General features: G+C 67.8%; 11 protein-coding genes. 7 read left to right on the top strand and 4 right to left on the bottom strand.

Annotation, left to right across the window (positions count from 1 at the left end; all coding sequences use genetic code 11):
- The 3 genes from MRY84_RS10900 to MRY84_RS10910 all read right to left on the bottom strand — a co-directional run.
- On the bottom strand, nt 1–885 hold an 885-nt coding region (locus MRY84_RS10900; RefSeq protein WP_291505754.1), incomplete at its 3' end, for a sigma-70 family RNA polymerase sigma factor.
- 5 nt (nt 886–890) lie between these two features.
- Complete coding sequence (locus MRY84_RS10905) at nt 891–1,298, bottom strand: VOC family protein (RefSeq protein ID WP_291505755.1); 408 nt, start codon at nt 1,296–1,298, stop codon at nt 891–893.
- Nucleotides 1,299–1,358: 60 nt separating this feature from the next.
- Nucleotides 1,359–1,772 carry a YciI family protein gene (locus MRY84_RS10910; protein ID WP_291505756.1) on the bottom strand — a complete coding sequence of 138 codons (414 nt, stop codon included), beginning with the start codon at nt 1,770–1,772 and terminating at the stop codon, nt 1,359–1,361.
- A gap of 211 nt (nt 1,773–1,983) precedes the next feature.
- Here MRY84_RS10910 and MRY84_RS10915 point away from each other — a divergent pair, with 211 nt between their 5' ends.
- The 4 genes from MRY84_RS10915 (at nt 1,984) to MRY84_RS10930 (ending at nt 8,946) form a co-directional block, all read left to right on the top strand.
- A complete protein-coding gene (locus MRY84_RS10915) occupies nt 1,984–4,080 on the top strand; it encodes a WG repeat-containing protein (RefSeq protein WP_291505757.1) in 2,097 nt (698 codons plus the stop codon).
- A 322-nt stretch (nt 4,081–4,402) separates the two neighbouring features.
- Nucleotides 4,403–6,418: a TonB-dependent receptor gene (locus tag MRY84_RS10920; protein WP_291505758.1), complete on the top strand. Its 2,016-nt coding sequence runs from the start codon at nt 4,403–4,405 to the stop codon at nt 6,416–6,418.
- Between the two features lie 10 nt (nt 6,419–6,428).
- Nucleotides 6,429–6,983 (top strand): YfiR family protein, encoded by a 555-nt coding sequence (locus MRY84_RS10925; RefSeq protein ID WP_291505759.1) that lies wholly within the window; start codon nt 6,429–6,431, stop codon nt 6,981–6,983.
- 37 nt (nt 6,984–7,020) lie between these two features.
- Nucleotides 7,021–8,946: an EAL domain-containing protein gene (locus MRY84_RS10930; RefSeq protein WP_291505760.1), complete on the top strand. Its 1,926-nt coding sequence runs from the start codon at nt 7,021–7,023 to the stop codon at nt 8,944–8,946.
- A gap of 44 nt (nt 8,947–8,990) precedes the next feature.
- On the opposite strand, the gene MRY84_RS10935 is transcribed toward MRY84_RS10930, so the two are convergent.
- On the bottom strand, nt 8,991–9,353 hold the full coding sequence (locus MRY84_RS10935; RefSeq protein WP_291505761.1) for a YciI family protein: 363 nt from the start codon (nt 9,351–9,353) through the stop codon (nt 8,991–8,993).
- 430 nt (nt 9,354–9,783) lie between these two features.
- On the opposite strand from MRY84_RS10935, the gene leuA reads away from it, so the two are divergent.
- From leuA to MRY84_RS10950, 3 genes are all read left to right on the top strand, one after another.
- Nucleotides 9,784–11,469 carry a 2-isopropylmalate synthase gene (gene leuA, locus MRY84_RS10940; protein WP_291505762.1) on the top strand — a complete coding sequence of 562 codons (1,686 nt, stop codon included), beginning with the start codon at nt 9,784–9,786 and terminating at the stop codon, nt 11,467–11,469.
- 34 nt (nt 11,470–11,503) lie between these two features.
- Nucleotides 11,504–11,965 carry a GNAT family N-acetyltransferase gene (locus tag MRY84_RS10945; RefSeq protein WP_291505763.1) on the top strand — a complete coding sequence of 154 codons (462 nt, stop codon included), beginning with the start codon at nt 11,504–11,506 and terminating at the stop codon, nt 11,963–11,965.
- Between the two features lie 112 nt (nt 11,966–12,077).
- Nucleotides 12,078–12,559, top strand: a 482-nt coding sequence (locus tag MRY84_RS10950; RefSeq protein ID WP_291505764.1) for a C40 family peptidase, incomplete at its 3' end; no start/stop codon positions are given.

Consider the following 12,559-nt stretch of genomic DNA (forward strand, 5'->3'; position numbering starts at 1 on the left):
CGCGGCCAGGCCCCGGCGCACCAGCAGGCGGTCCCACCGCGCGCGGTCCTGGTCCATCAACAGCACGGGGCGGCCCTGGGCATCGGTGCGGGCGGGCAGGCGCGATGCCTGGATCTCCAGCAACGCCACCAGGCCCTGCACCTCGGGCTCATCCGGCACCAGCCGGGCCAGTACGCGCGCCAGCCGCTGGGCTTCCCCGCACAGCGCGGGGCGCATCCAGTCGTCGCCCGCTGTCGCGGCATAGCCCTCATTGAAGATGAGGTAGATCACCTCGAGCACGGAGGCCAGGCGCTGTGCCCGGTCTGCGCCGGCCGGGACCTCGAAGGGAACGTGTGCGGCCGACAGGCTGCGCTTGGCACGCACGATGCGCTGGGCCACCGTGGGCTCGGGCACCAGGAAGGCGCGTGCGATCTCGCCCGTGGTGAGGCCGCCGAGCAGCCGCAGGGTGAGCGCCACGCGGGCTTCGGTGGACAGCACGGGATGGCAGGCGGTGAAGATCAGGCGCAGCATGTCGTCACCGATGTCGTCCTGCTCGGCGCGCAGGAGCGTTTCGAGCACATCGGGCGCGTACTGGGCTTGCAGGGCTTCGAGGTCCTGGCCCAGCGCCTCGTGCTCGCGCGCATGTACCGCCTGCTGGCGCAGGTGGTCGATCGCGCGCCGCTTGGCAGTGGTCATGAGCCACGCGGCCGGGTTGGCAGGCAGGCCGGTGGCAGGCCAGTGCTCCAGCGCAGCCACTAGCGCGTCCTGCGCCAGCTCTTCGGCGCGGCCCACGTCGCGCGTCATGCGCGCCACACTGGCAATGATGCGCGCGGCCTCAATGCGCCACACCGAGGCGATGGTGCGGTGCAGGGTGTCGTCGCCGGGAGCTGGGGTGGCTGGGTCCACGGGGTTCAGCCGAGTGCCTTGCTGGCATCCACCATGTGGACAAACTCCCACGTGTGGCCATCCAGGTCGTCAAAGCTGCGCGAATACATGAAGCCCAGGTCCTGCGCCGGGCGCGGCGTGGTGGCGCCGGCAGCGGCGGCCTTGTCCACCAGCGCGTCCACTTCCTCGCGGCTCTGGCAGGACAGGCACACCAGCACCTCGGACGTGGTCCGCGCATCGGCAATCGCCTTGCTGGTGAAGGTCTGGTAGAAGTCCTTGACCAGCAGCATCACGAAGAGGTTGTCGCCCACCACCAGGCAGGCACCCTGGTCGTTGGTGAACTCGGGGTTGAAGCGGTAGCCCAGGGCGTTGAAGAAGGCCTGCGAGCGGGCCATGTTCTCGATGGGCAGGTTGACGAAAATCTGCTGGTGCATGGGGAACTCCTGAAAGCGAAGTGCAAAGGTAAACGGTATCGGCGATCTGGCAAAGGGTTCTCAGCCGCGCAAGGCTTCGAGGTCGCGGAAGTTCTCGACGCCCGGCACGTCGGCGAAGTCTTCCATCTCGAAGAGCTGGCGCACTTCGATCTCGGCATCGAGCCCCTCGCCGCGCGGGTTGGGGAATCGGCGCGTCCACTCGAGGGCTTCGTCGCGGCTGCGCACCTGGATCAGGGTGTAGCCAGCAATAAGCTCCTTGGTTTCGGCGAACGGGCCATCCGTCACGGTGCGGCCTGTGGCGCTGTAGCGCACGCGCCAGCCCTTCGCGCTGGGCTGCAGGCCGCTGCCATCAAGCAGCACGCCGGCCTGGGCCAGCTCCTCGTGGTAGCGCGCCATGGCGGCCATCAAGGGTTCCGTGGGCATGTCGCCCCGCTCGGATTCAGCGGTGGCTTTCACAATGATCATGAATCGCATGGGACTTCCTTTCGGTGGGTGGTGCAAGGGTGGATTTCGGGGCCTTCACTCGCACGACGAACGGGCCGCGGCCAGATCGACACGGTGATCCAAAAATCAGGGTTTGTGCGGAGAAGAAACGGGCGTTGGGCATTTCCCAACACCGTTCAAATGGTTACGCGGTCCAGGACGACCCCTCGCTAGCATGCCCCGGGACAGATCCTTTTTCACGATGCACAGCGACCGCCCTGACGAATCCGACCTGCAAGCCCCCTGGCTTGCGAGCCTTCCCCTGGAGCCGGGCTACCAGGATGCGGCGCTGGTCATCGTCCACCAGGGCCGCGCAGCCGTGCCGCCCGAGGGGCTGGCCCAGGTGTTGCGCTTTCATGCCGATGGACAGGGCGGGTGGATTGCGGCTGCGCGCGCCGTGCAGGGGCGGTGGGGCTACATCGACAGCGAAGGCCGCTGGCGCGTGCCGCCCATCCTGCAAAAGGCATACAGCTTTTCCACCGACGGGCTGGCCCGTTTCTGCCAAGACGGACGATGGGGCTTTCTGGACCTGGCCGGGCGGGTCGCCATCGCACCCACGTACGACAACGCGCAGCCCTTCCGCCATGGCGTGTGTGCGGTGCAGGTGGGCAAGGAGGCCTGGCGCATCATCGACCGCCATGAGACCACGCGGAGCAGCGAGGATTTCCGCGAATTGGGCGCATTCGGCGCGAACGGCCTGGCACGCGCCACGCCACGCACGGAGACCGGCAGCGCACCGCTTCACGGATTTGTGGACACGGCGGGCCAGTGGGTCATCGCGCCGCGGTTTCGCAGTGCGCGGCCATTTGGCGAGTGGCCGTCCACGGCCGCTTCGCTGGACGGCAACCACCACGGCCTGATCGACGCCGCAGGCCGCTGGGTGCTGGCGCCGCACTATGCGGCGCTGGACGAATTCAACGCCGACGGGCTGGCCTTCTTTGCAGAGCACAACGCGTGGGATGAGGGCTACGGCTACCTCGACGTGCAAGGGCAGGTGGTGATCCGGAGCGGCCGTCACCTGTCGCGGCAGATGGCCTGCGGGGTCGTGGCCCACCAGCCGCACGGCCGGGGGTTCCTGTGCGCGGATGGCATGCCGCTGCCCGCCCCGGCGCTGAGTTTTGGCACCGACTTTTCATCGGAGCGGGGCTTTGCCGTGGTGCGCACGGCGGCCCAGCCTGGGCACCCCGGTGGCGGAGGGCCGGTGCCCGCGCTGCCCGCATGGGGCATCTTGCATCCCGACGGACGATGGGTGCCCGCGCCAGCCCAGTTGCTGGAGCCGCTGACCGATGGCGATGGCTGGCTGGTGGCCCCGCAGCCGGATACGCCGCTGGTGCCTTTCATTACGCGCGATGGCCAGACGGCCTACGTCAATGGCGACGGGGCCGTGGTCTGGCGTGCGCACTATGACGGCCAGCAGGTGGCGTTGCTGGATGCGGACGGCACCCTGCTGTGGCGCAGTGGCGTGCAAGCCAACTGCTGGCCTCCCAGGCCCTTTTTCCACAGCCCGCTCACCGACCACCTGGAGGGTTTGCAAACGCTCGACGGCATCGTGCCATTGGCGCACCGCCTGCTGGTGGAGGCAGAGGCCCGCTGCCATGCCTGCGCACGCGGCCTTCGTGAAGCCGAGCCCGCCGCCGACTTGGCCCCTGGCGCGGACTCCGATCCGGATCCAGGCGCGCGCACCCTCCGCAGGGTCGTGTACGCCGGCCTGAGCGAATCGCACAGCGGACCGTATGCGTTCCTGGCTGCGCATCTGGAAGGTGTGGTGAAGGACGCACACGCGGCCTTGGCGCAACGCCTGAGCGCGCGCTATGGCCCCCCCGTCTCCGCACCACCGGGTGCTGCTGCCCCACCACCCGGCGGCAACGCGGCGCTAGGCTGGCAGGTGCCCTTGAGCCAACCGCTGGCCCAGTCACCGGCAGGGCCGGAAGACCGCAGCGGGCCGCAGGCGCTGTGGCTGACTCTGTACCCGCAAGCAGGCGCCAGGGACGGCGAGGCGTGGTGGGAGGTGTGGCTGGCGGCGTCTGCCGTGCAAGGCATGCTCGCACCGCCGGCACCCGCTGGCCCGATGGCGCCGCCCCCGGCAGTGCCAGCCCATGCACATTCACATGCCGAGGATGAGGCGACGTCCCGACAGTCCGCGAGCGACGCCGCACGGCCGGCGGCAGCCGCGCGGGGACCCTGGCTGGCCCTCATGGCCGGGGTAGCGGCCGTGTGCGTCCTGGCCACACCGCATCCCCTGCGCACGTGGGTTCGGCACACAGTGAGCAGCGTGCTGGGCCGCCCCAGCCTAGGCTAAGGATCCTGCACGAATCACCGCGCCGTGGGTATCTGCAGGCGCAGGCGGTCTGCCCCGCAAGCCAGTGCTCGCCATAGCTATGGCGATTGCTTTGCTGTGCTTGTCGCCTGGAAGCTCCTCCTGATCCGCATCGCCCACTTTCCGCCCGATTCCGATTCGTCCAGCGGATCCTGCGGGGCGCGCGCCACACCCCCACCCCCCAACTGTTACAACAGGTCAAACCCTTCAAGGGGGTCGCAAGCCTGTCTGCAGTTGATACACTTTGTAAACTTTTATTGCAGGCGTGGTGCTGCCCGCACCCCGCGCTCCCCTGGCGCACACCATGAACCGAGCCTTCCTTACCCCGACGCCGTGGGTCCAGCGCACTGCCGTGGCGTTGCTGTGCGCCGGGGCCGCACACGCGAGCGCGCAGGCCGATATCGACCAGCTGCCACTGGAGCAGCTCATGCAGATCGAGGTGACCACGGCGAGCCGCTATACGCAAACCGCGCTGGAAGCCCCAGCCATGGTGAGTGTGGTGACGGCGGAAGACATCCTGCTTTTCGGCTACCGCACGCTGGCGGAGGTTCTGGCCGGCATGCGGGGCTTGTATGTGTCGTACGACCGGTCCTATCACTACCTCGGCAACCGCGGCTTTGCCACGCCGGGCGACTACAACACGCGCGTGCTGCTGCTGGTCAACGGCGTGCGCTTCAACGACAACCTGTATGACCAGGCATCCATCGGCACGGACTTTCCGCTGGACCTGGACCTGATCGACCGCGTGGAGTTCGTGCCCGGGCCCGGCTCGGCCGTCTACGGGGCCAATGCCTTCTTCGGCGTGCTCAACGTGATCACCCGCGAGGGCCGCCAGATGCCCGGCCCGCACGTGAGCGTGGAGGCCGGCAGCCACGGCAGCAGCAAAGGACGCTTCTCGGTGGGCACGGTGGATGCCCACGGGGGCGACTGGCTGTTCTCGCTGACGCGGTCCAACCGGCGGGGGGCCGATCAGTACTACGCGGCCTTTGACGCGCCCGAGACCCACCATGGCGTGGCACAGCGCCTGGACTTCGACCGCAGCACCCAGTTGTTTGCCCGCATGCGCAACGATGGCCTGGCACTGACGCTGGCGCATGGCGAGCGCACCAAAGGCACGCCCACAGCTGCGTTCTCCCAGGCTTTCAACGACCCCCGTTCCCGCTTGATCGACACCACCACCCGGGTGGGGGCCGAAGTGACGCGCCAGCTGCAGCCCACGCTCGCGTTCACGGGGCGGCTGCACGCGGGGCGCTACCGGTTCGACGGCGACTATGTGTACGACTACCCGCCGATCACGGTCAACCGCGACATCGGCGTGGGTCAGTGGTGGGGCGCGGACCTGCAGTGGGTCAGCACGGCCATCGCGCGCCACAAGCTGGCGTGGGGCGTGGAGTACCGGCGCGACACGCGCATCCAGCAGCTCAATTTCGACGTGGAACCGCCCGCGCAATACCTGGACAGCCGCCGCCATGGCAGCGCCGTCGGTTTGTATGTGCAAGACGAGTTTGCGCTGGCCCCCACGCTCACGCTGCACACGGGCGTACGCTGGGGCCGCCAGTCTGGCAGCGCCGGCAGCTTCAACCCCCGGCTCGGGCTGGTGTACTGGTGGGACGCGTCTACCGCTGTCAAGCTGCTGCACGGCACGGCCTACCGTCCGCCCAATGCGTACGAGCGCGACTACCTGGTCGACCTGCCCGGCGGCATTGTCACCACCACCACCGCCTTGCGGTCCGAAAAAGTGCGCACCACCGAGCTGGCCATCGAGCACGCTCCGGCCGGCGGTACACGCATGCTGCTCACGGCGTTCCGCTCGAAGGTCTCGGGCCTGGTGTCACTGGGCGACGCCGGGGTGCCCGAGCGGCTCGTGTTCAGCAACGCCCAGGGTGTTCAGGTGCACGGCATCGAGGCCGAGGTGGAGCAGCGCTGGCAGCGCGGCGCGCGCCTGCGCGTTGCCTACGGGTGGCAGCGGGCGCGCGATGCGGCCAGCCCCCAGCCGCTCACCAATTCGCCACGCCAGCTGCTGAAGGTGCAATGGTCGGATGTCCTGGCACTGGGCTCGCTCGACGTGGGCAAGCCGGGCCACTATGCCGTGGAAGCGGTGGGCGTGGGCGCACGCAGCACGCGCGCCCATGCGCGCCTGCCAGGCTACATCCTCACCAACCTCGTCTACAGCAAGCGCTTCGCTGCCGTCGATGTTTCGGTGGGCGTGTACAACCTGTTCAATCACCGCTACGCAGACCCGGCGTCGTACGAGATCCGGGAGGACGCCATCCCGCAGGATGGGCGAACGTACCGCGTCAAGCTCACCTACGCGTTCTGAGCAGCCCGCCATGTCCCAGCCACTGCGCCTGCTCCGCCCGCTAAGCCTTGGCCTGTGGGCGCTGTGCGCAATGTCCATCTTCCTGTCCGCGCCGGCGCGGGCCACCACGATGGAGGAGGTGGACCTCAAGGCGGCCTACATTTACAACTTCATCCAGTTCATCGAGTGGCCTGGCGGCGAGTCGGGCACACGCCATGAGATGACGGTGTGCGTGTCGCCGTTCAGCCCCTTGAAGCGGCCCCTCACCGCGCTGGAGGGTAAACAGACCTCGAAAGGGGCCACGGTGCGCGTGAAACTGCTGGAGATAACCGATTTGCGCCCCTGCCGGGTGGTCGTTCTCTACAGCTCGGACGTGGTGGCTGCGCTGCGGCTGCTGCGCACGCTGCCGCCGGGCCACGGCATCCTGACGATCACGGACGAACTCACCTTTGTCGACCCCGAGATCGTGATCGCGCTCTCCCAGCAGGAAGGGCGCATCGTGTTCGGCATCAGCGCCGATGCCGCCGCGCGCGCCGGGCTGAGCATCAGCTCGCGGCTGCTGCGGCTGGCCAAGGTCACGCGCTGACAGCCCCCTCTCGATGACGAAGACAAAGAAGTAGACGATGAAGATGACCCCGACGCACGCGGCAGATGCAGCCCCGCCCCTGGGCGGCGAGCCGCAAGGCCAGACGGCGCTCTCATCCCGGCTGGTGGTGACGGGAATCTGGGCGGCGGGCCTGGCGCTGCTCACGGTGGTGCTGGCGCTGACCGGACTGGACTACTGGAGCGCACGCCAGACCATGCTGCAGGACAGCCGCGTGGAAGCCGCCATCGTGGCAGACAACATCGCCGCGGCCACGATGTTCGGCGATGCCCGCACCACCACCGAGATGCTCGGCGCGCTCAAATCGTCGCCCATGATGCTGAGCGCGGACGTGTACGACCTGCAGGGCCAGCTGCTGGCGCACTACGGGCGTGATCCTGGGCAGCCCCATCCTCCCACGTTCGCGAAAACCGGCATGGGCGGCGCGCTTGAACGCGCAGGCCTGCAGGTGCTCGAGATCGCGCAGCCGGTGGGCATCGCCGGTGCGCCGGCCGGGACGCTGTATGTGCGCAAATCGATGAGCGCAGTGTATGCACGGCTGGCCATCCGCTTCGCCAGCGCGCTGCTGATTGCGGGCTGCACGATGGCCATGGCCGTGGCGATGGTGCTGCGCAGCCGGGCGGCCGTGCGACATGCGGAGCATCGCCTCCACGCGCTCGCGCACACGGATGCCGTCACCGGCGCCGGCAACCGCCACGCCTTCAACGAACGCCTGGCCGCCGAGATCGCGCGGGCCCAGACCCAGGGCACGCGCGTGGCCCTGGTCTACATCGACCTGGACAACTTCAAGACGCTCAACGACACCTTCGGGCACGCGGCCGGGGACGGATTGCTGCGCCAAGTGGCGCGGCGGCTGCAGTCGGTGGTGCGCGGGACCGACGCGATCTCGCGCCTGGGCGGCGACGAGTTCGCCGTGATCCTGCGGCTGGACATGGACGAGGTCGGGCTGAACTCGTATGGACATCGGATCGTCGCCACCTTCCGCAACCCTTTCGTCGAGGTGGGTCAGCAGCTCATGCTGACTTGCAGCGCAGGGATCGCCACCTTTCCGGGCGATGCCGCCGACATGGACAGCCTGCTGAGCAATGCGGACACCGCGATGTACCGCGCCAAGGAACTGGGCAAGAACCGCTGCGTACGGTTCGAGGCATCGATGAACCAGGCGGTCATGCGCCGCCAGGCCATCGAGCATGCGCTGCGGGCGGCGCTGCAGCAGGGCGAGGGGCTGGCGCTGCACTACCAGCCCCTGTTTTCCACCAAAGACCACAGCGTGGTGGGCGCGGAGGCCCTCCTGCGCTGGTCGCACCCGGAGCTGGGCCACGTCTCGCCGCTGGAGGCGGTGATGGTGGCCGAGGAGTGCGGCCTCATCGCGCCACTGGGCTACTGGGTGATGCGCACCGCATGCCGCGACGCGGCGCGCTGGCAGGCGGGCGGGCCGATCCGGGTTTCGGTGAACGTGTCAGCCCGGCAGCTGGGGGACCCGCAGTTCCTGGAACGCGCGATGGACATCCTGCGCGAGGAGGGCCTGCCCGCGCAGCAGCTGGAGATCGAACTCACCGAAACCGTGCTGATGGAAAACGTGGAGGCGGGCGCCCACACGCTGCATCGGCTGAGCCAGCTGGGCATCCACCTGGCCATCGACGACTTCGGCACCGGCTACTCATCGCTGGGCTACCTGCGCCAGCTGCCCGTGCGCCGGCTCAAGATCGACCGCAGCTTCATCAAGGACCTGCCTGGCCAGGAACACAGCCGCACGATCGTCACGGCCATCGTGGCGCTGGCGCATGGCCTGGGGCTGCAGATCACGGCCGAAGGGGTGGAGACCCCCGAGCAGGCCGACTACCTGGTGCGCCAGGGGTGCGACGTGCTGCAGGGCTATCTGTTTGCGCGCCCCATGCCCGATGCCCAGCTGCAGGCGCTGCTGCAGGGCGCGCCGCGGGTTTGACAGCCAGCGGCCAGCGCGGCTCCTGGCAGATCGTGAGCAGGCTCTCAGGCCGCGCCGTGGTAGCAGGGCGCCACCTCGCGCACCTCGACGGTGGCCCATTCGGCCGCCGGGCATTCGCGGGCAATGGCCAGGGCCTCTTCGCGCGTGGCGCAGTCCAGCAGGAAGAAGCCACCCACCATTTCCTTGGTTTCGGCAAACGGCCCGTCGACCATGCGGGCCTGACCTTCACGCACCTGCAGGCGCACGGCCTGCTCGGTGGAGGCGAGTGATTCAGTGGCCAGCAACAGGCCGCGGGCCTTGAGGCCATCGCCAAACCGCAGCATGCGCGCATAGGCTTCCTGGCCCCCGGCCAGCCCCCGTTCGGCCCGCTGGCCGTGAGGTTCCATGATGAGCAGCATGTAGGGCATGGATGGTCTCCTGAACGAAGCAAGGTGGAAGGGCGGCGCGAAAGACGTGATCCTACCAGCGGCTCTTCCCGATTTTTACTACTATTTTCATAGCTGCCTGCGCTTGTTTTATGGGCGCTGGAGCCGATTTTCATTTGAATTCTTGCGCAGTGCAGCGAGCCTGTGCTATCTTTACCCACCTATGCAACGCAGCATGCTCCTATCCACCCTATCGCTAGGCCTAGTGCCTGGCCGGGGTCTGCCTGCGTTCGCCACCCTCGTTGCCTGACTCGCTCAGCGCGGCACCTGATCTCCCCCTGACCCCGGCCCGCGAACCAGCCTTTGCACACGCAAAGGGCTGCAGGGGATGTCATTCGTTTCGATTTCGATTGACCCGTGCACCGCGCCATTTCTTGTCGGCGCACCGCACACACCGTTCGTGGAGCCTCTCATGATTGCCAAGCCCGCTACCAAATACCAGCCCATCGCCCCGGTCGCCTTGCCAGACCGCCAATGGCCCACCCGCAACATCACCCGCGCGCCCGTGTGGCTCTCCACCGACCTGCGCGACGGCAACCAGGCGCTGTTCGAACCAATGAACGGCGAGCGCAAGATGAAGCTCTTCCACGAGCTGGTGCGCATCGGCTTCAAGGAGATCGAGGTCGGCTTCCCGGCCGCGTCGCAGACGGATTTCGACTTCGTGCGCCGCCTCATCGACGAAAACCTGATTCCCGATGACGTGACCATCATGGTCATGACGCAGTCGCGTGAAGACCTGATTGCGCGCACCGTGGAGGCCGTGAAAGGCGCGCCGCGCGCCATCGTGCACCTGTACAACGCCACCGCACCCGCGTGGCGGCGCATCGTGTTCGGCATGAACGTGACGCAGGTGATGCAGCTCATCGCGCACCACGTGGGCTACCTCAAGCAACTCACCGACACACAGCCAGAAACGCAGTGGACCTTGCAGTACTCGCCCGAGACTTTCAGCGCCACCGAGCTCAGCGTGTCGCTCAAAGCCTGCCAGACCGCGATTGCCACATGGAACGCGGGCCCCGGCCGCCCCATCATCATCAACCTGCCCACCACGGTGGAGAACGCCACGCCCAACGTGTTCGCCGACCAGATCGAGTGGATGGACCGGCACCTCAGCCCGCGCGAGCACATCGTGCTCTCGGTGCACCCGCACAACGACCGCGGCACCGGCGTGGCCGCAGCAGAACTCGCGATGATGGCCGGCGCCGACCGTGTGGAAGGCTGCCTCTTCGGCAACGGGGAGCGCTGCGGCAACGTGGACATCGTGACCCTGGCGCTCAACATGTACACGCAGGGCGTGCACCCGAACCTCGACTTTTCGGACATCACGTCGGTTGCGCGCATTGCCGAGGAATGCACGGCCCTGCCCGTGCACCCGCGCCACCCCTATGCGGGCGACCTGGTGTTCACCGCGTTCTCGGGTTCGCACCAGGATGCGATCAAGAAGGGCTTTGCCGCGCAGGACCCGAACGCGCTGTGGGAAGTGCCGTACTTGCCCATCGACCCGGCCGACCTCGGCCGCACCTACGACAGCGTGATCCGCGTGAACAGCCAGTCGGGCAAGGGCGGCATTGCCTTCTTGCTGGAGCGCGAACACGGCGTGGTGATGCCGCGCCGCATGCAGGTGGAGTTCAGTGCCGTGGTGCAGCGCCAGACGGACGCGAGCGAGGGCGAAATGACCGGCGATGCGCTGTGGGAACTGTTCCAGGCCACCTACCTGCGCGCCCCGGCGCAGGCGGCCATCGTGTGCCACAGCCACCGGCTCGATGAAGATGGCCAAGGCATTGAGCTCGACGTGACCATCGATGGTGCGCGCCAAACCTTGCGCGGCCAGGGCAACGGCCCGATTGCCGCCACGGTGGATGCGCTCGGCCTGCCGCTGCGCGTGGACCACTACGAAGAGCGCGCCACCGGCACGGGCGCCAACGCCCAGGCGCTGGCGATCGTGGAAGCGGCCATGGAAGGCGTGGCCGGCTCCACATTCGGCGCGGGCTCCAGCCACAACATCGTGACGGCGTCGGTGCAGGCCATCATGAGCGTGGCGAACCGGCTGGTAGCGCGGCGCCCGGCACGGCAGCAAGCCAACAGCACCTTCGCCTGAGATCACACGGCCATCTTCCCTGCCTTGCCTGTCCATGCACATTCGACCAGCAATCTCCGAGGATGCACCTGCGATCAGTGAGCTCATTCTGTCGGTGGCGCATTTCTTCACGCTGGATCCGGCGGGCAGGGGAGCGGAAGACTTCCTTCAGTCCCTGCAGCCCGCCGCGGTCGCCGCCCGTTTGGCTACCGCGGCATTCACCACCTGGGTTGCAGTGGAAGGCGATCACGACGATCTGGTGGGCGTGATCGTGGTGCGCGACGGCATCCATCTTTTTCATCTGTTCGTCGCCGAGCCCTTCCAGCGGCGGGGTTGGGCGCGGCAACTGTGGCTGCATGCGTTATCGCAAGCGCCCCAGGGCACGCGCATGACAGTCAACGCCACGCCCTTTGCCAGGGGCTTTTACGAGCGGATGGGATTCATTGCCACCGGGCCTTTGGTGCAGACCCATGGCATCGCCTTCGTGCCGATGGTGCACGGGAGTGCGCGAGGGTGACGACAGAGTCACACAACATCGAACGACCCTGCGAGACACGGAGGCCACAAAAGCCGCTTGGTGCCACGGGGAACCGTTTCGGAAGCGCAACAACTCCATTACCCTAGAGCCCATGCGCGCCTTTCACAGCCTGGCTTTCGCCACCTGCATCGCCGCCCTGCTGGCCCTCGCCGGCTGCGGCACCTCCCGCCCACCTTCCCGTTCCGTGCCGGTCGCCCCCGTGCGCACCACGCCGCCCCTCACGGCCGAGCAGGCGCATGACATTGCCATCCATGCACTCGGTCTGGTGGGCACGCCCTACCGTTACGGCGGCAACACGCCGGATTCGGGCTTCGATTGCAGCGGGCTCATCGGCTACGTGTACCGCAACCAGGTGGGCACGCCGCCGCCACGCACGGTGGCGCAGCTGGACACCTGGGGCTACCCCATTGATGGCCAGGAACTGCGAGCGGGCGATCTGGTGGTGTTCGGCACAGGCTCCCGGCCCAACCACGCGGGCATCTACGTGGGGGAAGGACGCTTTGTGCACGCGCCATCCACGGGGGGCACCGTGCGGCTGGACCTCCTGCAATCGCGGCACTGGGCACGGCAGAA

Origin of the sequence: Acidovorax sp. (assembly GCF_022763525.1) — a bacterium.
Lineage (GTDB): Bacteria > Pseudomonadota > Gammaproteobacteria > Burkholderiales > Burkholderiaceae_C > Acidovorax.